Genomic DNA, 21975 nt, shown 5'->3' on the forward strand with positions numbered 1-21975 from the left:
GTGTCGAGGTTCTGGAGTGATATATTTTAAGTGATGACATTCCATCTCTCAACATAATATGGGAAGTGTTGAGGCGGAAGAGGGCACTCAAAGGGGTCTTATTCCACGACTCCAGCAGTATCATCTCCCGGCATTCGTCGCCGGTGTAGCTCTGATTCTGTTCCTCGTCGTGCTGAACCGAGGAATGACGAGTTCGCTCGGACTGGCTGTTGTGGGGAAGGAAATCGTGACGCCAATCCGGATCGCGTTGATCGGACTGGGTACAGGGTACTATCTGGGCGATGCGCTGCGACAGAACAACTCGGGGATCGTGGCCTTCCACGTCGGAGCATTTCTGGCGCTACTCGTACTTGCGGTGTTGGCAATTCGTATCCAGCCGCTGGCTCTTGTGTTGGCGACCGCCGTTCTGTTTGCGCTCTCGATGAACGTGTCCTCGTTGGTGGAGTCGCACTCCGACATTCGAGAAGCGTTCGACGCGCTGGCCCGAGACATATCGCGCGCCGGGTTGATCTTCGTCGTGATTGTGCAGTACTCGGTTTCACTCTACATCTGGTCGGGGACACAACTCTCCTCCTTCTCGGAGCTTGAGAAGGGGATAATCTTCGTGTTTGGGCTTTTGCTCCTCTATCTTGCTGTCAAAGCATCACAGGCGATTACGGAATGGCAGAAGTCGTCTGAGAAGGCCGCAGTTGAGTAATTACTTGTCGCCGAGGTCGTCGGGGAGCTGGCTGGCACGTACGTCGGCCTTCTCACGTTCGGAGAGTTCGTTGTAGTTGGAGTCGATCACCTCGGGGGACACGTCTGCCCTGTCCGAGACGACGGGTTTCGGCGTCTCCGTGCGCAGATGCCACGTGATCGACCCGCGACGGACGGCGTGTGAGCTCTCCGACGATGGGCACTTCGACGCGTCGTTGCGTGATTGTGCGGCCTCGCACGACTCGGGGCGACGGTCGTGGGGGCAGTCGCCGCGCTCACAGGGGCGTGTGAGGGCGTAAATGCGGTTCCGCAGCGTGTTGACGTGCGGGCGGCCTTCCCCACGACCACCGACCGTGAACAGCGGTTCGCGTCCGTACTCGTCGGTGGCGTCGACACGGTTCTCCTCGATGTAGTCCCTGAGCAGTTCACACGTCTTCGGGCGGATGGAGATCGTGCGTTCGGAGTCGGGGCCGTTCTTCAACGGCGTCTGCTCCGCCGGCGAGTGCGAGAGCGTGATGTACCCGTCCTCGAGATCCACGTCGGCGAGGTCGATGGAGCGAGCGGCCCCGATGCGGATGACGCCGTACCAGAGCGTGTGGAAGAGGGCGTGTTCCAGCGAGGCGTACCGGTAGCGGTCGAGGTGGGAGAGGATCTCCTTGGCGCGGTCGTCGTCGATCTCGTTGTCGCGCTGGCCGTCCGTCCGGTTCGGCGACTTGACCTTCTCGGCGAGACCGTCGGCGACGGCATCGACCTGTTCGGCCCACCTCACGAACACGCGGAGCGTGTCGAGGTGGGTCTTGACCGTGTTCTGGGAGAAGTCGTCGCCGTTGGCTTTCTCGTCGAACCGCCAGAGCTTCCACCGGCGGATGTCCATCCCGTTGAGTTCGGCAAGCGCGTTGTAGTCGGTTTCCTCGTCGAACCAGCGGACGAAGTGGCGGAGGCGTCGGCGATGACTGGCGACCGTGCTGGGGGCGGCGCCGTCTTGTTCTCGGTCTTGGAGGTAGAGTTCGAGTGCCTGTTCTGCGGTGATGCGTTCGAGGTTGTCGTTTTCGGTGGACATTGGAATCCCAATCCACCGCGCGGCGTGCGGGGTCTTGCTCTGCACGCGACTTCGGTGTCGGACTCCCGAGACGAAGTGGTGTTACCGGCCCTGTCCGAACCCGTGAAAACGACTGCCGGAACGGCCCCTTGGGCCGCACGCCCGCAGGTTATTTTCACGGGTGAGGGAAGCGGGTTCAAATCCTGCAGCGCCCATCCCGAAACGAATCGTTCTGTGGCTAATCCGTATTCCTCCGTAGAGACATCAGTTGTTGGTAAATATGGCGAATCACTTTTCCGCGAATTGGCTACTCGAAACGGGACACTGAGCGGACCACCTGCGACTACTGCGAGGCGCACGTCACGCCGGACTCCCGCCGGACCAACGGAGGAGTTTTGCACACGCGGACGACGTGCAGCGTGTGCAATTCTCGGCGTCAATTCCTAAGTGCGTGTATCACTGGCCGGGCTACGACGGAAGCCGTCGCATCGCTCACCGTGTCGTCTCGTATCGCCGGAGGAGGTATGCGGGGCCAACGACGAGGTTGCACACCGGCAGCAGGCCACCGATTATCCAGCGACGCCGCTTCGGTATCCAAGTGCTGTCGGTGAACTTGCGGCTGTCCAGCGCGATGGCCACCGGGAGCGCCAGCCAGACGGCAAGGATGGCCACCGCGACAAGTGGACCAGTGCCGATAGCGATGTCCCTGACCAGCAGGATTGGGAGCCAGCCGACAGTGGCGAGCGCGACGACGTAGTGCCACCCGGGAGTGGCCCACGAGCGGTCGGTCCCGTCGGTCGGTCGAGTTGCGTCTCCATCGCCACCGCACGGTCCGGCCTCAGTCAGTCGCTGCCGGCGGAGCCGGACGTAGGCAACGGCGATAGCGAGGTTCACCGGAAAGACGGCGAAGCCCACGAGCCACCGCTGTGGCCACGGCCAGCGTGCACACTTGGCGACGTACTGTATATCGTAGTAGGCCGCCAGCACCGTCGCCAGCAGCGTCGTGTAACGCAGCACCTGTCCGGGGAACCCCTCGACGAGGCCCGCCAGCGTTAGTCCCGCCCAGACGACCTGTCCGGCCAGACCAACCCAGAGGACGCGGAACCACAGCGCCGTGGCGTTCGACTGGCGCGGTTCGACGGCCGCCGGGTTCCGACCGCTGAGCACCGAGAAGCGGGGTCCGAAGTAGTTCGATTCCTCAGTTCCGCCCGCAGTCCCGTAGTACCGGCCGAGTTCCATCAGCCCGTATCCCCCGACGACGAGGTTAGGGACCAGCAGTCCCAACCCTTCTATCGCCTGAAGCGGGAGTATATTCTCGAAGTACGTCAGATCGATCAGTAGCCCGACGCCGACGACGAACACCGCCAGACCGAGTAGACTGATAGCGAGTCCACGGGCGTCTCGTTCCATAGTGTGCCTCTCCGGATCACCTTATGTCAAGATTCCCCCGTCGGGAAACGGAAGAACACGAAATGCGGCGGACGACGCGCTACGTCGAGTCCGACGGTTCGGTCGACCGGTTGTCCCCGTCGTCCAGTACCGCCTCGACGCCGCCGGCGGGGAGTGCAACGTCCTCGGTCGCGTCGGCGGACTCGGCGTCCCCGGTGAACCGGTCGCTGACCTCGGCGTCGGTCTCGAAGCGGTCGAGCGCCTCTCTGAGGCGTTCGGCCTGCGCGGTCAGGTCGCTGGCCGAGCGGGAAACCTCGGTCAGCGCGGTGGTCTGTTCCTCGGCGGCCGCGGCGACGTTCTCGGCTTCCTCGGTCGTCGCCTCGCTGATGCGGGACACCTCGTCGAACATGGCGACCACTTCCTCGGTCGCGTCGGCCTGCGTCTCGGTCGCGTCGCTTATCTTCTGAACGCCGGTGTTGGTGTCTTGGGCGTAGTCGGCAATCTCCTCCAACGCGTCCACCGCGCGCTCGATGGAGTCGGCGTGTTCGGAGACCTGTTCGCTCGCCGACTGAACTCCTTCGCCGGTGCGCTCGGTCTGGGACTTGATGCGGTCGAGGCGCTGTTCGATGTCCTCCGAGGCGATTTTGGCCTCCTCGGCGAGGTCCTTGATCTTGTTCGCCACCGCCGCGAAGCCCTCGGGGTTCCCGCCGTCGGTGCTGGACCGGGACACCTCGATGGAGGCGTTGAGCGCGAGCATGTTGGTCTGGGTGGCGATGTCGCCGATGAACTCGATGAGTTCGTCCACCTCGGTCACTTCGGATTCGAGGCGCTCTATCTCCGCGACCGCTTCGTCGGAGGTCTGCTTGATCTTGTCGAGACCGCGGACCGCGTCTTCGGCCGCCTCGCGGCCTTCGCGGCCGGTCTCGGCGGTTTCCTCGGCCAAGTCCGCGACCTCGTTGGAGGAGGCCGCTATCTCCTCGGTGGTCGCCGACAGGCCGCTGAGTTCGTCCGCGACGGTACCCAACTGGTCGTGCTGGTCGTCCGCGCCGGCCGAAATCTCTCGAATCGACGCCGTGACCTGCTCGCTGGCCGAGTAGACCTCCTCGGAGGAGGCGGTCACGACCTCGCTCGACGCCGCGACGTCGTCGGCGAACGCGGTCAGGTCGGCCATCGTCGCCTCGATGTCGGCCACCATCCCGTTGAACGCCTCGGCGATGGCGGTCATCGCCTCGCTGTCGCTCTCGGGGTCCATGCGGCGGGTGAGGTCGCCGTCGGCGCAGTCGGTCATCACCTCGCTGTAGTCGTCGGCCTTCCGTTCGAGGTGGCGGTTCAGGCGCTCGGTCTCCTCCATCTGCTCGCGGAGTTCGTCGCGCATGCTGGCGAACGCGGCGTAGAGTCGGCCGAACTCGTCGTCGCGGTGGGTCCGGAGGTCGACGTCGAGTTCGCCCCGCTCCATGCGTCGACTCCGCTCGCGGAGGTCGGCCAGCGGTCGGACCGTCCGTCTGCCGAGGACCGCGCCGACCGCGAGCAGCGAGAGCAGACTCGCGGCCACGAGCAGACCGATGTTCTCCCCGACGGCGGTTCCGAGCGCGTAGGCCTCCCGCTTGGGAATCGCGGTCGCCGCGACCCAATCGGTGCCCTGAATCGCGGAGTAGGCCACCACGTAGTCGCCGCGATCCCGGACCGCGGTGGCCGTCGCGTTCCCGCCGTCTCCGGTGCTTCCGTCCGCCGTATCCGAGAGGGACGGGCCGCCGTCGGCGAGCAGACCCGCCGACGAGACGTTCGTCGCGTCGCTCTCCAGCACGGTCTCGCCGTCCCTGTCGACTATCCACGTCGTCTGGTTGGTCGACGGCTGGTGGAGGTTCGCCACGCGGTCGTCGATGCCGCCCGCGACGACCAGATACGTGTCGTCAGCGCCGGCCACGGGGCTGGCGACCGCCATGAACTTGTGGTCGTCGGTGTACCACGGCGAGTCCTTGTCGGTGAACGCCGTAGTCTTCGAGACGTAAGCGCGGGAGGTCCACACGTCGTCGCTGCTCTCGAAGGAGGCGGCGACCGAAGCGTTCGACCACGGCATCTCGACGCGGTCGAGCGACCAGCCTTCGACGGTCCGCTTCGTGCTGGCGACGACCACGCCCTCCTCGGCGTCGACCACGTACATCGCCCGCACGTTAATCGAAGAGCGGCTCTGGGCCGCGTCGAGTCTGTTTCGTATCTCGGTCCGATTACCGTCGGCCAGCGACTGTTGGGCCGACAGCGTGCGGGTCTGGGTCCGCAGGCCCGCTATCCAGCGACTCAGCGAGTCGGCCTGTAGCGTCACGGTGGACGCGACCTGCGCCTCGGCCTCGTCGCGGGCCATCTCCCGCGCGTCGACGTAGGTTATCGCGCCCGCCGCGCCGACGACGAGGATAATCAGCGTAATCGAGAGCGTGAACTTCGCCGCGTACCGCCGGCGGACGGCCGCCGGTGTCACAGCGGCGAGGAGTCGGCTCCGAAGTGGCCGACTTCCGGGGGGAGAATCCACCGTGTCAGCGTTCGCATCGTCTGTGTCGTCCATCGTGAACTCGCGTTTCCGACAATTTCATATAAATCTACTCGCCGATTCGACTGATTTAAAATCAAATGGGTGACAGAACTGGCAGGAGTCGGCGATTTTCGCGTCGAAGCGGATTATCGCTCTCCGTCGACGCCGATTTCGTCGTCGAACTGCGCGAAGAAGTCCTCCATGAAGCTCCGCCGAGTCTCTCCGAGGCGACGGCCGGGCGAGGTGTGCAACGAACTCAGCCGTTCTTCCGCCCACTCTCGGAGGAGAGTGATGTCCGAGACGTCGGCCGTAGCCGTTCGGGACTCCGACGCGTCGTCGATTGCCGCGTATCTTTCGCCCGCTCTCCCCGACCGCTCGCCGACGATACACGCCATCCGAACGATACCGCGTGCGCCGGCGGCTTCCAACTTGTCCGCGTCGAAGAGTAGCTTCGCCTCGGGGGTCTCTGGCTCCGGGGAACGGGACCGAATGCTGTGCGTTCGGATGCAGTGTTCGACGGCGTCGATTCGGTCGGCAGTCACCCCTTCGGCTTCGAGGAGTTGCTCCGCTTCGAGCGCGGCCCACCTGTCGTGGTCTTCGATTTCCCCGACCCGTTCGAGCGGCCGGCCGATGTCGTGTAACCACGCTGCTGCGGAGAGAACGCCTCTGTCGACAGTCGCCTCCGACTCGTTCGCCAATCGAATCGCCAAATCGCGGACTCGTTCGGCGTGGAATCTATCGTGCGCCGGGAGGGCGTCTTCGTAATAGGGTAGCGACAGCTTTCGAGCGAGAGGGCCTAATTCCTGCGTCACGGGTGGTGCGAGAAGTCGCCTTCCAACGCCATAGTGGTTGTGAAACTGTCAGTCACTAGTGCGAACCGAACGTCCCGCTAATCGAGCATCACTTCGGGAGGAGGTTGGCGACCGAACGTCCGGCACGACTGCGAGACGGAGTTCGGACCGCGCCGGTGTCGGTTACGAGGCCTCGGAGACGGCAACCGTTGCGTGACCTTCTCGACGACATCGACCGGACCTAATCGGTGAGGCGGTCGCGTCGCAGGTCTTGATACAGGTTAAGAAACGACTCCAATTCATCGAACCGCGGCCCCTTCGTAACCCGGTCAGTCTCGCGATTCCACTGGATGTACCTGCGTTCCTCCAGTACTGGCAGATGGAGGTGGTGCATCGTTACTAACGGGTCGTGTTCCCCCGCAGTGCGTTCCATGTCGCTGAAGTCGATACAAGGTTCGGTGTGTCGGTCTGCCGTCGCTAACCGGAGCAACAGGCGGCGTCGTTCGAGACGACCCATCGCCTTCAATTGGTCGTCGAACGAAGACTCCGGTGACTGATTGCTCATACTCATGCCTCTACTACGGCCCCAAATCACGTGAAACCCTGTCAATTTCATCAGAGATTGTTGTTTTGAGAAAGTGAGTGACAGGATATGCGGACGTAATCAACGGGCATCTCGGGAGTGACGGGGACGTACGAATCCCTTCACAACACTGTTATCCGTACGACCCACCCACCTCACAATGAGAGAGTGAGACCACACAGTCGTGCCGACGGGTCCCGTTGGGACTCCCCCAAAATTTCTGCATCGATGGTCAATACGCACCACGGTTTGCGCGATTTAGAGGATGTATGCAGTAGACGGCAACAGTTTGTTTCAATCCCTCAGCGGCAAAATAGCCGTTAAGTTGGTCTGCGAGGGGGATCGTTTCTCTGATCCGAGATGATCCTCGTCTCCTCAAACTCACCAGTTCGAACAGCAGTAAGAATGCTCTCAGGGTCGACTCCATCGAGGGCAATCGTTTCACGTTGTGCCCGTTGAAGCATCTTCGCAGCGTGAAGGTCGATCGGTACACTGCTTCCAGCGGTCATGTCGATATCGAGAATGAGGGAGACCAGCTGCCACGTAGGATGGCGCACCGACCATTCTCTCTTGCTTACCATTCAAGCAGACGGAAATGCTAGGGGTACAGTAGAGAGCAAACAACTCATGGCCGAGACAACCGCTGTTGTATTGGGAGTGCTCGTCTCCTTCATCATTGCTATCGGTGTCCGGTTTCTGGCAGACCGAGTCACGTTCCCATACACCGTTTTACTTGTCACAGTCGGATTCACATTGACGATTTTTCCTCTCCAGACGTATCTCGGCTTCAGCCTCACCCCTCTCTTTACGCACGACGTGATCCTCTTCGTGTTTCTACCCGCGATTCTGTTCTATGGCGCCGCGGAGATTGATCACGATCTGTTTCGACGCAACCTGCCAATCATTGCAATAACCGTTCTTGTTGGGCTCCCTGTCGCTATTTTAGCAATCGGCTGGGTCGGCGCGAAGCTCTTCGGAATCCCGCTGTTAATCATGCTACTATTTGGAGCGATGGCCTATCCGATAGATCCCGTTGCCGTCCTCTCGCTCTTTGAGGAATCAGGAGCTCCATCACGACTGGCGGTTCTTGTCGAGGGGGAGAGCCTTCTCGATGATGGACTTGCTATCGTTTTGTTCTCGGCGGTGTTAGCACTCGTACGTGATGCTGACCCACGGATCTTACTGGAACGGGGCTCTTCTCGTTTGACCGGTTGGGGGCATTCTTGACCAATTTTCTCATTGTAAGTCTCGGTGGCATTCTTGTCGGTGTTGGAATTGGATACGCCACGTACCGAACACAACGGGTAGTGAACGACAAGACGAATCTCTTCATGATTTCGGTCGTTGGGGTCTACGGGGGCTTTTACCTCGCGGAACACGTGCTCCACGTAAGTGGAATTCTCGCCACGGTAGTCACAGGCATCGTCTTGGGAACATTCTCCAGACAGTATGCACTGAGTGAGGAGAACCTCGAGTATTTGGGGGAGATTTGGGAGAAAATCGTCTTCCTGTCCGAAACGATGCTGTTCGTTGCCATCGGCATCGAGGTATCGTCAATCCAAGTACTCAGGACCCTTCCGGTCGTGCTAACTACGCTTCTTCTTCTGATCGGTGTCCGTGCTGGCGTGATCTACGGAATCGTGAATCTCCTGAATCAGGTGATCAAGGACCCCATCCCCGTAAGCTATCAGCACGTTATAATTCGGGGTGGAATGCACGGCGTAATACCAATCGCTCTCGCGCTCAGTCTCGGACCTTCCATTCCCTTCGGAGGTCAGCTCAGTCGGCGGTGTTTGGAGTTGTCATCGCAAGCATGATCATCCAGGGACTGTCGATGACAAGTATTCTCGAAGCGACCGGTGTAACCTAATCCGGTGAAGAGGACGAATGGACAGGTCTTTCTCTAGCTTTAGCCTCACTCTTTGGGCCCTTTAGTGCCAAGACTGGCGCTGATTCGAAGGTCACCTCATTGTGGGAAACTAGTGCATATCTCCCCTTTGCGTGCCAATCTGTCTTGAGTTCAGTTGGGACATTTATCGTGTCGCATACGCGCCCTGTATCTCGCACGTCCTGTGATGACCTACCGAAAAGGTGTCAGGAATGGAGTGCGAGATGTTGCGAATCGAGCCACTAAGTTTTACGGGTCGAAACGTCACCGGATCATATTTCAATCGCTCAAACGGGGACTAACATGACGGGGATGGCGTGTGTTTTGAGAACCGTTTCTATCATACTGGGATGCAGAAGCTCATCGACGAAATTGTGTTCCCTATCACCCATAACGACGTATTCGTAATCGCGGTCGGATTCAAGAATCGCGTCGGTGAGGAGTTTCTCTTCCGCGATGTTCGTTCGATCCGAGAATTCACCTCTCCCCTGTATCTTTACCTCGAAAGTGACGTCCGGAGCTGTTCGCTGGATTACCGTCTCGATCTCGTCGCGGATTTGCTCGACAGATTCGTCTTCAGATTCCTGAACGTGGTACACGAACAGGTCGTGTCCACTCACTGCTGCCTGTTCAACGGCGAATTCCAAGACGGTGTTTCGGTGCTCAGAACCCCCAAACGCTACGAAGATCGTCCCCATACATTTCCTTAGACGGCTTCTCCCTTTAGCGACGGGGCAACCGTGACCGATATGCGCCCTGTATTCACCATGCTAATTCTGACAGTATGTGGGTAAGTCAGTGGCGGTCGTGATGAATACAGAGGGTGTATGCAGTGTGGCGCTTGCGTCTCCTCGGTACGACTATCGTTGAGCGTAACGTAGCGACACTGCTATGCCAGTCAGCCAGTGTAACGGTGCGAACCTCTATTACGAGGAGGAAGGGGCGGGGCGACCGATCGTCTTCCTCCACGGAGCGTGGGCCGGACTTCGATTTTTTGAGCCTCAACTGATGAACCTTTCAGACGAGTTCCAGACTGTGGCGCTTGATTTTCGAGGTCACGGTCGATCGGAAAAGTCGGAAGCGGGGCACACGGTTCCGCAGTACGCGCGTGACGTCAGAGCCTTCCTCGATCACCAAGACCTCGATGAGATTGTTCTCGTCGGATGGTCACTCGGGGCACTCGTCGCCTGGGAATACGTCGATCAGTTCGGTACCGATGGTATTCGAGGCCTCGTGAATGTCGATATGGAGGCCGCGCCTGGACCGGCCGGGAACGAGGAGGCTCCCACCTACGACCTCGATAGATTCCGTGATATCAACCGAAGTATACAGGCAGATCATCTGGCCTTCATCGAGCAAACAATCGACGTATCTTTCAAACACCCGCCTACTGACGATCTGCGGACGACGATTCTCGATGAGGACTCGCGGTCACCGCCAACCGTCAAGAGCGCCATTATTATCGACGCGACGCTGTGCGATTACCGAGAAGTTCTTCCCGATATAGACGTTCCAATGTTGGTGTGTGCTGGCGCGGACGAAAAGTGGCGCTCGGTCCCGGTGGTCAAGCGGACCGCCGATCTTGTTCCCGAGGCTCGATTCGAACTGTTCGAGGAAAGTGGACACAGTCTCACTGTCGAAGAACCAGAGAAATTCAATCAGGTAGTGAGCGATTTCGTCAAAAGCCTCTGATGCGTACGCGCTATCTATTCAGCACGGCTTTCCTGACAACTTCTGAGCAGGTCGGTATTGGTGGTGCAAGATATAGTGGGTGGATTTAGCAGAGGTGCAGTTCCAAAGAAGTTCTCCTCGCACCCTCGTGATGGCACGGGAATACAATGGAAATTGATGGCTAACTATTTGCTCTCTCGTAGCGTATCTAGGACCTGTCTTGCTATGACAATACAGGCAAACCCGGTAGATGGTAATGCAGTTATAGACTTCCGAGGGAGACTTCACAGCCCCGTCCTCTGGCCTGACAAAGCGGGGAACACCCATGACCGCTGAGGACCTCCGCGAAACGCAGGTCGCATGGGACGAGGTCGCAGCTGGCTTCGACGAGTACGCCACACCATTGACTATCTCCTTCGCGGAGATGGCCCTCGACAGAGTCGATGTCGGCTCAGGGACGCGGTTTCTCGACGTGGCCGCCGGCAGCGGAGCACTCAGCATTCCGGCGGCACGACTCGGCGCGGAGGTAGTGGCGACCGACATCTCTCCCGCGATGGTCGAGTTGCTCACTGCACGCGCACGGGATGAGGAACTGACCGATATCGAGGCCCGTGTCATGGATGGCCACGCCCTCGAGTTCGAGGACGACACCTTCGATGTCGCCGCATCCCAGAACGGTGTCTCGCTGTTTCCGGACATGCAGCGCGGGGTGCGCGAGATGGTACGTGTCACGAAACCGGGTGGACAAGTGTTGATTCTCGCGTTTGGTCCGCCGACGGAGGCAGAGTTTCTCACGTTCTTCATGGGGGCAATGCAAGCGGCCATTCCTGGGTTCGATGGCCTCCCGATGGACCCCCCGCCCTTACCGTTCCAGGCGGCGGATGCCGAGAAGCTGCGCGCACAACTTGCCGACGCTAGACTGAACGATATCCGCATTGACACCGAGACGTGGGACATGGAGATCCAGTCCGCCGAGCACCTCTGGGACATGGTGGTCAACAGCAACCCAATCGCCGCAACACTGGTCGCCGACCTGACCGAAGAGCAAATAGCCGAGGTTCAGAGAATCCTGGACACCAAACTCCGTGACCGTTCCGGAGGGAGCGGGCCCGCCGTCCTGACCAACCGGATGCATATCGCCGTCGGGACGAAGTGAAAACGTTGGTCTGTCCGACAGTATCGAGTACATCAACTCATTTCACGTGGTCGAGGTCAGTACTGGACACGGCTGAAAGATACGCGCCCTCTCTGTAGCGCATGGCTTCTGACCGTGACTGAGCAGGTCTTTGTGGTCCGTGCTGAATAGAGAGGGTAGATGGGCGAATAAGAGCATAATATTACGGAAGGAGGTCCATTATTAGACACTCTCGCATAGCCGCAATTGTTTCACCCGACACGCCTGTATTTCTTCGAGATGTGTGCCGGAGTCTCACTCAGCGAAAAGTGCGAGAACCTCTACGAACAGGTCGGGCTTGATACGTCGTATCTTGTTTTGATGACGATGTCCGGTGTGCTTGCTGGCGTGGCTCTCCTCACCAACTCGATTCCAATCCTCATCGGCGCGATGGTCATTGCCCCAGCATTGACGCCTTTGGAACTCGTTTCCGCTGGCCTTGCTGCCAACCGGTTGAAGCGAGCCGGATTCGGGGCCTTGGTCGCGTTCGGCGGTCTTTTGGCTGCGACTGCTGGGGCGATGGTAACGACGGTGATACTGAACATGACAGGAGTTCTCCCACCTGCGGAGAACCTCATTGAGAAACCACTACTTGAGGAACGCGTTACGGCCGGCTGGTACAGCGTCCTTGCCGCTGCCGCGGCGGGTATCGCGGCGGGGATAGCGACCGACGAAGAACGGACAGACACGCTAGTCGGCGTCGTCGCTGCCCTCGCACTCGTCCCGGCCGCAGCTGCTGGGGGAATAACATTGCTGTCACGAGCGCCTGCCAAGGCCAGTGGCGGCCTCCTCTTACTCGTCGTAAATGCAGGCATGGTCGTGATAACTGGGACGCTAACACTCTGGCTCCACACTCGTGGCGATAGTAAAGCGCACACAGGCTAATAGGCATGCAACGTACCTATCGCCTGTTTCGATCGTCCATGCCGAAACGAACATACTCCTATGCTAAACTCATCTTCTGTATTGAACGATTCCAGTAGCAAGCTTTGGACCATATCTTGCGAGATACGCGCCCTCTATTCAGCACGACGCTTTTGGCAGTTGTTCGGTAGGTCAAGTCGATGCGTGCTGAAGACAGAGAATCAAATATTCGTGGTGCGTATTGACTATCGATTCGGAGGTGTCGAGGGAGTCCCAACGAGCCCGATTGCTTCCGCATTGATCGGTCTCCCTCCCTCTACGGTAAACTGGGACAGACCGACAGATAACTCTGTTGTGAAAGAATTCAAGCCAATTCGGCTTTCCGCAGTATTATCCGGAATAAGTGGCGATAATCCGATGTCGGAATACGAGTACCCTCGAAGTTCACCCTATTATCTGTTGAAAACCGGGTTCCTTTCTAGAAATGGCTATTTCAGTTATTCCTCATCTTTAGCCTCTTCGCAGACCTCGTCGTCGCATTCTCGGCGATACTTACCCAGTATAATGTTGCGGTCTATCGCCGAACAAAAGCCACCCCATGGTAGCACAACTCGAAACTCGGCGCCACCGCGTTAGGTTTCGCGTCCGAGTTGCCGCGCCTTCCGCTTCTGGTCGCGGGCCGCGTACGCGCTGAAGGCACCGATACCGAGTGTGATCAGGCCGACGACGATGTCGTTCCAGAACACGAGCGGATTCACCGCCTCCGTAGCTCCGGCGTCCCAGCCGAACATGAACGGGGCGGCGATAAGCCAGAGGCCGAGGAGTGCGGCGATCGCGGCGGCACCGACGCTACCCACCTGATCCTTGCCCTGCCGCGAGTAGTTGTAGCCGCCAATACCAAGCAGGAGGGCCCCGACGATGAGGTCGTTCCAGAACTGCGAGGCGACCATGTCGAACAGGAACGTCTGCAGGATCAGCCACGCTCCCAGGAGCGCGATGATTCCCGAGAGCCACTTCCCCCGTTCGTACGGGTTCGGGTCCATGTTCCTGTCTACGTCGCGATCCACGTCGTATTCGTCGTCTGTAGTGCGATTACTCATCTATAATCTCAAACGTCCTAGGGGTCGCGACCCAAAGAGTCTGCTGGCTTTCCCTTCGGAGGGAGATAGAACAGCGTTCGACCACATCCATGAATGAGTCACGGACCGAAATTTCCGTCTCGTTAATTTATCCGGGGTCGTTTTTCGGGCGAACACCGTACTCAGTTTGCACACGGATTGCGCGATTCAGGGCGTCTACTTTTCGTGGCTATCCTTGTTATCTGTCTGGGGATGGGTGTACGTTGCCGAACCGCATATCTGGCACTCATCACGGAGAGGTTCTACGGTTCCATCCCGCTTTCGTCCGATGTGGGGAGCACCGCACTCTTCGCAATCCAACCGATAGAATAGGTGAGAGTTTCCCATGCTGTCTCAATCAGGGTGTGCCACGTGATCGATTGATATCTGAATTATCGTACGCGACGTGAAGTTTCTCGGTCCGCCGCAGACAGATGCTGTTGCTGTCGATGAGTCACATCACGGACTTCAGCTATAAGTATTATTTAGTATTTCACTCAAGATGTGTTTTTGATTATTAGGGTGAATTATTTAGGCCGGACGAGTTACAAATCGTAACAACGGTTACGCAATTCTGCACTACGAACTGTTCGATGAAGTGGGGTCAGAATCCGAAATAGCGGGGAAGCGCCATGGGCATCGAGTAGTCACCCATGGATGCGGCAGTAGATTGCTGTCAGAGGCACTCTTACTTGGAGGGGACTGCCGCTACTCCTATTTCCACAGGGGTTGATAATAGAAGCACTACCTAATAGATTAGGCCGAAAATCACGTGTGTGGCTCTCTCACGTCCGGTTCGCCCCGGATGAATACCGGTTACAAAATCTACGTGGAATAACCCGCGTCTCCTACTTCATGCTCGTTTCTTGCTTTACCTTATCCTTGAACTTCTCGCGGACCTTCTGGACCTTGGGTTCGGCCTGAATCGAGCAGTACTGGTCGTTGGGGTTCTTCTCGTAGTAGTCCTGGTGGTGTTCCTCCGCCTCGTAGAAGGTTTCGAGGGGTTCGACTTCGGTCACGATGTCGTCTTCGTCGTAAGCCCCTTCGGACTCCAACTCCTCGATGAATCGCTCGACGGTCGCGCGCTGGTCGTCGTCGTGGTAGAAGACGGCCGAGCGGTACTGGGTCCCCACGTCGGGCCCCTGCCGGTTGAGTTGCGTCGGGTCGTGGACCGTGAAGAACACCTTCAAGATGCCCTCGTAGCTCAGAACGTCGGTGTCGTACTCGACCTGCACGACCTCCGCGTGGCCGGTGTCGCCCGAGCAGACCGCTTCGTAGGTCGGGTCCTCGACGTGGCCGCCCGCGTACCCGGAGGTGACTGCCTCGACGCCGTCGAGTTCCTTGAACGCCGCTTCGGTACACCAGAAGCATCCACCGGCGAGAGTGGCACTGTTCGTCGTCATTGGCGATAGGTAGGGGACGAAGACGGTTAGGTCTGCGGGAAGCGGCTAAGTCACGCGGTTGGCGGTAGACTGCCCGCCCGCGCTGTCGCGGGGTCTCACTGCGGACACCGAGGCCGAGAGAACCGCCGAAACCCGCGGAGAGTCAGCAAATCGGCTTCGGGTCGAGTCCCATCCCCTGCAGCGTCTCGGCGTACTCGTCGTAGGCGATTTGGACGGTCCGCTCGGCGGTTTCCCGGGCGCGCTCCCACTCGTCGCCGTCGCAGTGAGCGGCCAGCAGGTCGGTTCCGGTCGACACTCCCGCCTGCGTGTCCGAGCGCAGGTCTCGGAAGAGGTCGGCCCGGCGCTCGTCGGCCTCGTTGACGAAGAAGTTCACGACCTGCAACTGGGTCCGGTCGCTCGCCAGCGACCGGCCGACCAGTCCCGCCGCGCGCTCGACCGTGGTGTCGAGGCCGCGCAGGTAGTCGTGCATCGGGTCGGTTTCGTCGGCGGGGTCGAACTCGGCGTCGAGTTCGGCCGCTACCCGGTCGTAGTGGTCGCGCTCCTCGTCGGCCAGCGCGGCGAACGCGTCGGCGGCGTCGCCCTCGCCGTCCGTCTCTGCCGACTCGGCCCACGCGGCGAACGTCTCGCGGGCGGCGCGTTCGCTCCGGGCCGCCGCCCGGAGGACCCGTTCGGCGTCGAGGTCCGCGTCGGTCAGCGCGACGAGCGCCTGCTGAGAGCCGAGGCGGTCGAGTTCGGTCGCCTTGGCGTCTCGAATCGCGTCCGGGAAGGCGTCGGCGTCCATGCCTCCGTCTTGGGTGTCGGCGCGCTTGAATGTTTGCGGGGGTCGTCGCCGGGGCGAGGGGAACCGACCGATGGCCTCGCACTCGGCCGGTAATCCACTGCTTAGGGAAACAAAAATGCGGTCGAGAGAAATACAGAGGATGTTCTCCCGTGTCGCTACCCCTCCCACTCCTCGAACGAGCGGTAGATGCCCTTCGACAGGTAGCGCTCGCTGGAGTCGGCGAAGACGGTCACGACCGAGTCGTGGGGCGCGTCGAGTTCGCCGTCGCGGATGCGCTCGGCGACGTGGCGGGCCGCCGCGCTGGCCGCGCCGGAACTCGACGCGACGAGTTGGCCCTCCTCGGCGGCGAGACGCTTCAGTTCGTCGTGGGCGTGGCGGTCCGAGACCTGCAACACCTCGTCCACGAGTTTCGGGTCGAACAGTTCGTTCGTGTCGAGGTCGTGCGTGCCGATGCCCTCGATTTTGTAGTCGGCTTCCTCCACGTCCTCGCCCTGCGTCTCCGAGTAGAGCGACCCCTCGGGTTCGACCGCCGTGACGTGGATGTCGGGGTCCTGCTCCAGCGCGTACTCCGCGATGCCCATCAGCGTGCCCGCGGTGCCGCATCCGGCGACGACCGCGCCGACCTCGCCGTCGAGCGCATCGAAGATTTCCGGCCCGGTGGTCTCGTAGTGGGCCTCGACGTTGAGCGGGTTCGAGAACTGCTGTGGCACGACGGCGTTCTCCATCTCGCCGGCGAGTTGGTGGGCGCGGTCGATAGCGCCGCCCATCCCGTCCTCGGTCGGGGTGTTGATGACCTCCGCGCCGAGCGCGTCCATCAACTGCTGTTTCTCGACGCTGAACCGCTCGGGAACGACGAAGACCGCGTTCACGTCCAACTGGCCCGCCGCGACGGCGAACCCGATGCCGGTGTTCCCGGCGGTCGGTTCGATGACGGTCCCGCCGGGTTCGAGTTCGCCCCGCTCCAGCATCCGTTCGACCATGTACTTGCCGATGCGGTCCTTGACGCTCGCGCCGGGGTTGAACGACTCGACCTTGGCGTACACCGGCGCCTCGTCGGGCGACGCCTGCACCCGGACGAGCGGCGTCTCGCCGACCGTCTCCAGCACCGAATCGAGCGGCGTCTCGTGGTCCGTCATTGGGTAGGCAAAAGTTGGGAACGCGGTTAACCTTTTTTGTGTGGCGTTCGCGGCGCTCGCGAATCGCCGGCGGGGCGACGCCGAGCGTTCCGGGACGCTACGCCTCGGCCTCCGTGCCGTCGTCCGATTCGACGGGAGCGGCCTCGACGTCGTCCACGTCGATGCCTCGCTCCTCGGCCAGCGCCTCCAGCAGTGCGCGCTGTTCGGCGTTCTCGCGCTCCAGTCGCTCGACGCGCTCGCTGGTCGAGTCCAGTTTCTCGCGCATCTCGGCGACCTGCTCGCGGAGGTCGTTGAGCCTGCTGTACAGTTTCTCGGCGGTGTCGGCGAGTTTCTGGACCTTCTTGGCCGTGCTTCCGAATCCCATGCCTACTAGTCGCGCCGCGTGATACGTGACTTTTCCGACTCGACCGCTGGTCTTTTGCTCTCGCCCCGAAAAGCATCGCGCATGTCGCAGGAACGGTTGTCCGAGACGCCAGCGCCGACGGTCGGCGTCGTCGCCGCGCTCGCGGTTCTGGCCGCCATCGTCGCACCGTACTTCCTCATCGACGCCACCGCGGCCGGGGTCTACTACAGCGAACCGACGTTCGTGCCGGTTCACCTCGTCGTCGGCCTGTTCGCCACCGTCGCCGTCGTGGTGTTCGCGGCCGGGCGCAACGGCCGGACCGACGCGCCGACCGCGGCGGGCGTGACCGTCGTCCTCGGCGGGTTCATGGCTCTGCTCGTCCTCTGGTGGGCCGTCTCGGTCGGCGACCTCGTCGGCAGTCTCACCGCCAACGCGACCTTCGACTACCACCGATGGCTCCTCCTCGCGACGTCGGTCGCGGTCGCGGCCAGCGCCGGATGGTTCGCTCGCGAAGTGCTGTAGGACGACCCCCCGTCCACCGGTAGCGACTCGTTACTCCGCCGCAGGACGCCTGTGAACGCCTGTCAGCCGACGCATAACAAAGCCCCGAGAGCGGTTACTCCGCGTCGTGTCCGAGAACGACGCCGGTACCGAGACACCTCGAACGCCCGCATCGTCCCCGCGACGCCGGACCGCCGCGCGAGACGACGGACTCGGCGACCTCGCCGACGAACCCGCCGCCCGCGAGCGGTGGATGCTCCGGGACGACGAGTTCCTGCTCGACGAGGACCGCGAGTACGTCCTCCGCGACGAGGGCCGGTCGTGGTGGAGTTACGTCTCGCCGGCCGTCTTCGGCGCGGTCCTCACGGTCATGGTCGGCGACGTGATTACGACCGGTATCGGTCTGGCGATGGGACTCGACGAGGCGAACCCGGTCGCCGCCGCGGTCATCGCGGAGGCGGGTCTGGGCGGTCTCGTCCTGCTGAAGACCATGGCGGCTATGGTCCTCCTGTTGTTGCCCGGCGTCACCAGCGACGCTCGCCAGACCTTCCGGGCCGGGAGTGCGGTCTACCTCCTCGTAGGCCTGCTGGTCGTCGCGGGCAACGCGTGGGCTATCCTCGCCGCCGCGTGATTCCCCTCGTGTGATTCGGGCGGCCGTCTCCTCCTCGCGACGTCTCGGGAACACCGCTGTCGAGCGATTAGCGAAAAGTCCTTAAGTCCGTACCTGCTTACGTAGAAATGGACTAGGTCGGGCAGTTAGGCCCTGCTTCTCCACCCGCACTATGGCCTTTAGCGGGGACCGAACCCCGGAGGCGTCCGGTCAGACCGTGCCGGGCCCCGGAAGCCGACTTCGAAGCCTCGTCCTGCGGGGACAGCGGTCTCCGGCGGGCACTCGCAGGAGTGTCGCAGTCGGAGTTAGCCGATGGCAATCCGTCAGGCGCGGAAGCGAGCAGCGGACCATTGGACACCTGTCGCTCGTAGGGTTGCGGGGTGGAGGACGCGACCGGGATTCCCCGGCACGGAACGCCGGGCAAATTCGGGCGTCCACACTCATACTGTCGTTCCGACGCTACGCTCACCAGCGGTCGCTAGGTGGCCGACGCGTTCTAATCGAGAGACCGCACCGAGAGAAGCGAGAGTGGTTGCGTTCTGTTTCGATTCCGCGAAACGTACTCGGCGGTCGTCGAAGACTACCCGACGAGCGACGGCGCCGCGCTCGCGTTCGGTGCCCGTTCGTCGAGCGCCGACGCGATGTGCGCCCAGTCGTCGAAGTCGCCGGACGCGTTCGACCCGTCCGAGTAGTCGTAGTGACAGTCACACCGGCCGAGTCGGTGGTAGTTCATCACGCTCGGATACCGCTCGGGCTTCACCGCGTAGGAGTCGATGCCGCGGTGCTCGCCCGGATGGAGGCCGAGGTTGTGACCGAGTTCGTGCATCACCGTCTTCGCGACCCGGACTCGACTCGGGCGATGTTCGACTATCATCCCGTCGACCCCGGTCGAGGTGAGACCGACTCGGTTGCCAGCGCCGCGGTCGGGGACTTCCCGCACGAGAAGCGCGTGGTAGTAGCCGTAGCCTCGCGTGTCGTACTCCGACTGGTAGTAGGTGCGGGCGTACTCGGACAGCGACGTGTTCTTGGCCGGCGCGACCGGCGAGTCGCTGACGTCGACGTGGAGCGAGATTCCGCGCGACCCGTCGGGGTTCTCGACGGGCGCGTTCGCGAACGCGCGTTCGACCTTCTCCAGTTTCTCCTCCGGTACGGTGGTTCCCCGCATGTAGTCGAGTTCGAGGAACACGTCCTTGCGGAGGGGGTCGGCGGCCGACAGTACCGACCCGGCCCGGGCCTCGATGCCGTCGCGGAACCGGTCGCCGTCGGTGTCCGAATCGTCGGGGGCCGTCCCGTACTCGCTGACCTCGGGGCCGTCGTCGAGGTTGTCGCCGTCGGTGTCGGCGACCGTCGGGTCGGTCGCGCGGTCGTTCACTTCGGCACCGTCGGCCAGTCCGTCGCCGTCCGTGTCGCTCCGGGTGGGATTCGTCGGGCGCTGGTTCGCCTCGGCGGCGTCGCCGAGTCCGTCCGCGTCGGTGTCGGCCTGCGCGGGGTCCGTACTCCGCGCGGTGACTTCCTCGCGGTCGGGCAGGCCGTCGCCGTCGGTGTCCGAATCGTCGGGGGCCGTCCCGTACTCGTTGACCTCCGGACCGTCGTCGAGACCGTCCGCGTCGGTGTCCGCGCCGACCGGATTCGTCTCGGAGGAGAGTTCGACGCCATCGTCGAGTCCGTCCGTGTCAGTGTCGGCGACCGCCGGGTCAGTTCCCGCAGAGACCTCGCGGCCGTCGTTCAGGTCGTCTGCGTCGGCGTCGGCGACCGTCGGGTCGGTCGCGCGGTCGAGTTCGGTTCCGTCGGTGAGTCCGTCGCCGTCGGTGTCGGCGGCGGTGATGTCGGTCGGCCCCAGCAGTTCGTCGACCGTCGAGAGGTCGTCGCCGTCGCCGAGGTACGCCAGCGCGCCGGTGCTTACACCGGCGACTACGCATACCGCGGCGACCACCGCTACGGCGTACTTCATCGCGGCGGACCACCGTGGGTCGGCGGGGAGGGCGCTTCGTTATCGGGAGTGTTGCTACTAACCGTTACTCTGGGAGGGGGATTCTCCAACCGCTCGCGTGCCATGCAAGTGGCAGCATCTCGAATCCAACTTTTATAAGTTGCCCTTCTACCTTGAATCGGTGCGGCGTCGGCCGCTGTCGTTTTCGGTGCGTGACCGCCGTCGCCATGTCGTCACCCTCGCCATGCCGCCACTATCGCCGTCACCGCCGCCGTCGCCGACGCTGGCGGTGCGCGGTCGCGGTCACGGAGAAACAGAACGGCGCGGGTCGCCTCAGTCGTCGCCGGTCGCTTCGACCGTCGTCTCGACGTTCGTCAGTTCGAGTCCGCCTTCCAGCGTCCGGTTCGGGTACGGGATGTCGATTCCCTCCGCGTCGAATCGCTCTTTCACGCCGGTCACGTACTCGCCGCGGGTCTTCACGTAGTCGCCCCGGGAGGGGTCGGAAATCCAGATGCGCGACTGGAGGCCAACCGACGAGTCCCCGAGTTCCGTGAGTCGGACCGAGGGCGCGGGGTCGTCCATGATGTCGGGGTGGGCCTCGGCCTCCGACACGATAATCTCGGTCGCGCGGTCGATGTCGTCGTCGTAACCGATGCCGAACAGGAACTTCAGGCGGAGTCGGTCGCCCTCGACGGGGTTCTTGATGACGCCGTCGGTCAGTTGAGAGTTTGGCACCGTCAGCAGTTCGTTGTCGAAGGTGCGCACTCTGGTCACGCGCAGACCGATGTCCTCCACGACGCCGGAGTAGTTCCCGCCGTCCCACTCGACCCAGTCGCCGATTTTGAACGGCTTGTCGGTGTAGATGAACACGCCGGCGACGAAGTTGGCGATGACGTCCTGCATGGCGAACCCGATGGCGAGGGTCGCCGCGGCCGCGATGGTCGCCAGCGCGGTCAGGAAGTTTCCGTAGTCGGCGAACCCGAACGCCACCGTGACCGCGACGAACACGACGGCGAACTTCGTGAGTTTGACCAGCGGTTTCTTGGCGTGGTTGTCGAGGTCGCGCCGGTCGAGGAACCGCCCGGCGAGCGGAATCACGGTCAGACGGCCGATGACGTAGATGGCGACGAACGAGACGACGAAGTAGAGCGCCTGGGTGACGGCCAGCGCGTAGCCCGTGTCGCCGAGGAGACGCTCCAAGAACGGTAGCGCCTCGACCATCAGTGCAGCACCGCGGTGTTCCCTCGCGTCTCGACGAGGTCGGCGTCGACTCGCTCGGCGAGTTCCTCGGCGAGTTCGTCGGTCGTGGTGCCGCCGCGGGCCGCCCGGAGGAACTTGACCTTCACGAGTTCGCGGTCGGCGAGTTGGTCGGCGAGTTCGTCGGTCACCGCGTCGATTCCGGACTTGCCGACCCAGACGGTCACGTCGAGGTCGTGGGCCTGCTTTCGGAGGTCTTCGTCGGTCATGGTTCCGTTTGGGAAGCCAACCGCCTTAAAGGGCTTGCACCGGCACGGTCGGCGGCCTTTTGACGGGC

Annotated in this window: 21 protein-coding genes and 1 other RNA gene; 9 read left to right on the forward strand and 13 right to left on the reverse strand. The window is 61.7% G+C overall.

Annotated elements, in window-relative coordinates; all coding sequences use genetic code 11:
• The first annotated feature begins 58 nt into the window (after nt 1-58).
• Nucleotides 59-697, forward strand: coding sequence for a hypothetical protein (locus M0R89_RS11660; RefSeq protein ID WP_248649260.1), 639 nt, complete (start codon nt 59-61; stop codon nt 695-697).
• On the opposite strand, the gene M0R89_RS11665 is transcribed toward M0R89_RS11660, so the two are convergent.
• From M0R89_RS11665 to M0R89_RS11680, 4 genes are all read right to left on the reverse strand, one after another.
• A complete protein-coding gene (locus M0R89_RS11665) occupies nt 698-1756 on the reverse strand; it encodes a tyrosine-type recombinase/integrase (RefSeq protein WP_248649261.1) in 1059 nt (352 codons plus the stop codon).
• Between the two features lie 471 nt (nt 1757-2227).
• A complete protein-coding gene (locus tag M0R89_RS11670; RefSeq protein WP_248649262.1) occupies nt 2228-3145 on the reverse strand; it encodes a hypothetical protein in 918 nt (305 codons plus the stop codon).
• 79 nt (nt 3146-3224) lie between these two features.
• Nucleotides 3225-5597, reverse strand: a complete 2373-nt coding sequence (locus M0R89_RS11675) for a methyl-accepting chemotaxis protein (protein ID WP_248649263.1) — start codon at nt 5595-5597, stop codon at nt 3225-3227.
• A 197-nt stretch (nt 5598-5794) separates the two neighbouring features.
• Nucleotides 5795-6460 (reverse strand): HD domain-containing protein, encoded by a 666-nt coding sequence (locus tag M0R89_RS11680; RefSeq protein WP_248649264.1) that lies wholly within the window; start codon nt 6458-6460, stop codon nt 5795-5797.
• A gap of 1189 nt (nt 6461-7649) precedes the next feature.
• Here M0R89_RS11680 and M0R89_RS23305 point away from each other — a divergent pair.
• Entirely contained in the window at nt 7650-8249 is a 600-nt protein-coding gene (locus tag M0R89_RS23305) for a cation:proton antiporter domain-containing protein (RefSeq protein WP_256478319.1), read from the forward strand.
• Nucleotides 8246-8839 (forward strand): cation:proton antiporter domain-containing protein, encoded by a 594-nt coding sequence (locus M0R89_RS23310; RefSeq protein ID WP_256478320.1) that lies wholly within the window; start codon nt 8246-8248, stop codon nt 8837-8839. The genes M0R89_RS23305 and M0R89_RS23310 overlap by 4 nt, the downstream gene beginning before the upstream one ends.
• Before the next feature lie 358 nt (nt 8840-9197).
• Here M0R89_RS23310 and M0R89_RS11690 read toward each other — a convergent pair whose 3' ends face one another.
• Nucleotides 9198-9608 (reverse strand): universal stress protein, encoded by a 411-nt coding sequence (locus M0R89_RS11690; RefSeq protein ID WP_248649265.1) that lies wholly within the window; start codon nt 9606-9608, stop codon nt 9198-9200.
• Between the two features lie 193 nt (nt 9609-9801).
• Here M0R89_RS11690 and M0R89_RS11695 point away from each other — a divergent pair, with 193 nt between their 5' ends.
• The 3 genes from M0R89_RS11695 (at nt 9802) to M0R89_RS11705 (ending at nt 12640) form a co-directional block, all read left to right on the forward strand.
• Nucleotides 9802-10602, forward strand: a complete 801-nt coding sequence (locus M0R89_RS11695; RefSeq protein WP_248649266.1) for an alpha/beta fold hydrolase — start codon at nt 9802-9804, stop codon at nt 10600-10602.
• A 304-nt stretch (nt 10603-10906) separates the two neighbouring features.
• The gene (locus M0R89_RS11700) at nt 10907-11737 is read left to right on the forward strand and encodes a class I SAM-dependent methyltransferase (protein WP_248649267.1); all 831 of its coding nucleotides are present in this window, start codon (nt 10907-10909) and stop codon (nt 11735-11737) included.
• 258 nt (nt 11738-11995) lie between these two features.
• Nucleotides 11996-12640: a DUF389 domain-containing protein gene (locus M0R89_RS11705; RefSeq protein ID WP_248649268.1), complete on the forward strand. Its 645-nt coding sequence runs from the start codon at nt 11996-11998 to the stop codon at nt 12638-12640.
• A gap of 611 nt (nt 12641-13251) precedes the next feature.
• Here the strand turns inward: M0R89_RS11705 and M0R89_RS11710 are convergent.
• From M0R89_RS11710 to M0R89_RS11730, 5 genes are all read right to left on the reverse strand, one after another.
• Entirely contained in the window at nt 13252-13719 is a 468-nt protein-coding gene (locus tag M0R89_RS11710; RefSeq protein ID WP_248649269.1) for an SPW repeat domain-containing protein, read from the reverse strand.
• Nucleotides 13720-14585: 866 nt separating this feature from the next.
• Complete coding sequence (msrA, locus tag M0R89_RS11715; RefSeq protein ID WP_248649270.1) at nt 14586-15140, reverse strand: peptide-methionine (S)-S-oxide reductase MsrA; 555 nt, start codon at nt 15138-15140, stop codon at nt 14586-14588.
• A 142-nt stretch (nt 15141-15282) separates the two neighbouring features.
• Nucleotides 15283-15921, reverse strand: coding sequence for a ferritin family protein (locus tag M0R89_RS11720; protein WP_248649271.1), 639 nt, complete (start codon nt 15919-15921; stop codon nt 15283-15285).
• A gap of 155 nt (nt 15922-16076) precedes the next feature.
• Nucleotides 16077-17057, reverse strand: a complete 981-nt coding sequence (locus M0R89_RS11725; protein ID WP_248649272.1) for a PLP-dependent cysteine synthase family protein — start codon at nt 17055-17057, stop codon at nt 16077-16079.
• 97 nt (nt 17058-17154) lie between these two features.
• Nucleotides 17155-17421 (reverse strand): DUF5798 family protein, encoded by a 267-nt coding sequence (locus tag M0R89_RS11730; RefSeq protein WP_248649273.1) that lies wholly within the window; start codon nt 17419-17421, stop codon nt 17155-17157.
• An 81-nt stretch (nt 17422-17502) separates the two neighbouring features.
• Here M0R89_RS11730 and M0R89_RS11735 point away from each other — a divergent pair, with 81 nt between their 5' ends.
• The 3 genes from M0R89_RS11735 (at nt 17503) to ffs (ending at nt 18951) form a co-directional block, all read left to right on the forward strand.
• The gene (locus M0R89_RS11735; RefSeq protein ID WP_248649274.1) at nt 17503-17922 is read left to right on the forward strand and encodes a DUF7548 family protein; all 420 of its coding nucleotides are present in this window, start codon (nt 17503-17505) and stop codon (nt 17920-17922) included.
• Nucleotides 17923-18028: 106 nt separating this feature from the next.
• Entirely contained in the window at nt 18029-18532 is a 504-nt protein-coding gene (locus tag M0R89_RS11740) for a DUF5658 family protein (protein WP_248649275.1), read from the forward strand.
• A gap of 105 nt (nt 18533-18637) precedes the next feature.
• Nucleotides 18638-18951: signal recognition particle sRNA (gene ffs, locus M0R89_RS11745), an RNA gene on the forward strand.
• A gap of 140 nt (nt 18952-19091) precedes the next feature.
• Here ffs and M0R89_RS11750 read toward each other — a convergent pair.
• The 3 genes from M0R89_RS11750 to M0R89_RS11760 all read right to left on the reverse strand — a co-directional run bounded on the left by M0R89_RS11750 (nt 19092) and on the right by M0R89_RS11760 (nt 21907).
• The gene (locus M0R89_RS11750) at nt 19092-20462 is read right to left on the reverse strand and encodes a zinc metalloprotease (RefSeq protein ID WP_248649276.1); all 1371 of its coding nucleotides are present in this window, start codon (nt 20460-20462) and stop codon (nt 19092-19094) included.
• A 312-nt stretch (nt 20463-20774) separates the two neighbouring features.
• On the reverse strand, nt 20775-21662 hold the full coding sequence (locus tag M0R89_RS11755; protein ID WP_248649277.1) for a mechanosensitive ion channel family protein: 888 nt from the start codon (nt 21660-21662) through the stop codon (nt 20775-20777).
• Nucleotides 21662-21907 carry a YhbY family RNA-binding protein gene (locus tag M0R89_RS11760; protein ID WP_248649278.1) on the reverse strand — a complete coding sequence of 82 codons (246 nt, stop codon included), beginning with the start codon at nt 21905-21907 and terminating at the stop codon, nt 21662-21664. Before M0R89_RS11760 ends, M0R89_RS11755 begins: the two co-directional genes overlap by 1 nt.
• Nucleotides 21908-21975: the final 68 nt, after the last annotated feature.

The organism is Halorussus limi (assembly GCF_023238205.1).
In the GTDB taxonomy this organism is placed as follows: domain Archaea; phylum Halobacteriota; class Halobacteria; order Halobacteriales; family Haladaptataceae; genus Halorussus; species Halorussus limi.

Bases quoted from the DNA above. Each gene is read 5' to 3' on its own strand.
- M0R89_RS11700 (WP_248649267.1), top strand. From the start codon at position 10,907: ATGACCGCTGAGGACCTCCGCGAAACGCAGGTCGCATGGGACGAGGTC.
- M0R89_RS11730 (WP_248649273.1), bottom strand. From the start codon at position 17,421: ATGGGATTCGGAAGCACGGCCAAGAAGGTCCAGAAACTCGCCGACACC.
- M0R89_RS11665 (WP_248649261.1), bottom strand. From the start codon at position 1,756: ATGTCCACCGAAAACGACAACCTCGAACGCATCACCGCAGAACAGGCA.
- M0R89_RS11695 (WP_248649266.1), top strand. From the start codon at position 9,802: ATGCCAGTCAGCCAGTGTAACGGTGCGAACCTCTATTACGAGGAGGAA.
- M0R89_RS11755 (WP_248649277.1), bottom strand. From the start codon at position 21,662: ATGGTCGAGGCGCTACCGTTCTTGGAGCGTCTCCTCGGCGACACGGGC.
- M0R89_RS11705 (WP_248649268.1), top strand. From the start codon at position 11,996: ATGTGTGCCGGAGTCTCACTCAGCGAAAAGTGCGAGAACCTCTACGAA.
- M0R89_RS11690 (WP_248649265.1), bottom strand. From the start codon at position 9,608: ATGGGGACGATCTTCGTAGCGTTTGGGGGTTCTGAGCACCGAAACACC.
- M0R89_RS23305 (WP_256478319.1), top strand. From the start codon at position 7,650: ATGGCCGAGACAACCGCTGTTGTATTGGGAGTGCTCGTCTCCTTCATC.
- msrA (WP_248649270.1), bottom strand. From the start codon at position 15,140: ATGACGACGAACAGTGCCACTCTCGCCGGTGGATGCTTCTGGTGTACC.
- M0R89_RS11750 (WP_248649276.1), bottom strand. From the start codon at position 20,462: ATGAAGTACGCCGTAGCGGTGGTCGCCGCGGTATGCGTAGTCGCCGGT.
- M0R89_RS11735 (WP_248649274.1), top strand. From the start codon at position 17,503: ATGTCGCAGGAACGGTTGTCCGAGACGCCAGCGCCGACGGTCGGCGTC.
- M0R89_RS11725 (WP_248649272.1), bottom strand. From the start codon at position 17,057: ATGACGGACCACGAGACGCCGCTCGATTCGGTGCTGGAGACGGTCGGC.
- M0R89_RS11710 (WP_248649269.1), bottom strand. From the start codon at position 13,719: ATGAGTAATCGCACTACAGACGACGAATACGACGTGGATCGCGACGTA.
- M0R89_RS11720 (WP_248649271.1), bottom strand. From the start codon at position 15,921: ATGGACGCCGACGCCTTCCCGGACGCGATTCGAGACGCCAAGGCGACC.
- M0R89_RS11760 (WP_248649278.1), bottom strand. From the start codon at position 21,907: ATGACCGACGAAGACCTCCGAAAGCAGGCCCACGACCTCGACGTGACC.
- M0R89_RS11660 (WP_248649260.1), top strand. From the start codon at position 59: ATGGGAAGTGTTGAGGCGGAAGAGGGCACTCAAAGGGGTCTTATTCCA.
- M0R89_RS11670 (WP_248649262.1), bottom strand. From the start codon at position 3,145: ATGGAACGAGACGCCCGTGGACTCGCTATCAGTCTACTCGGTCTGGCG.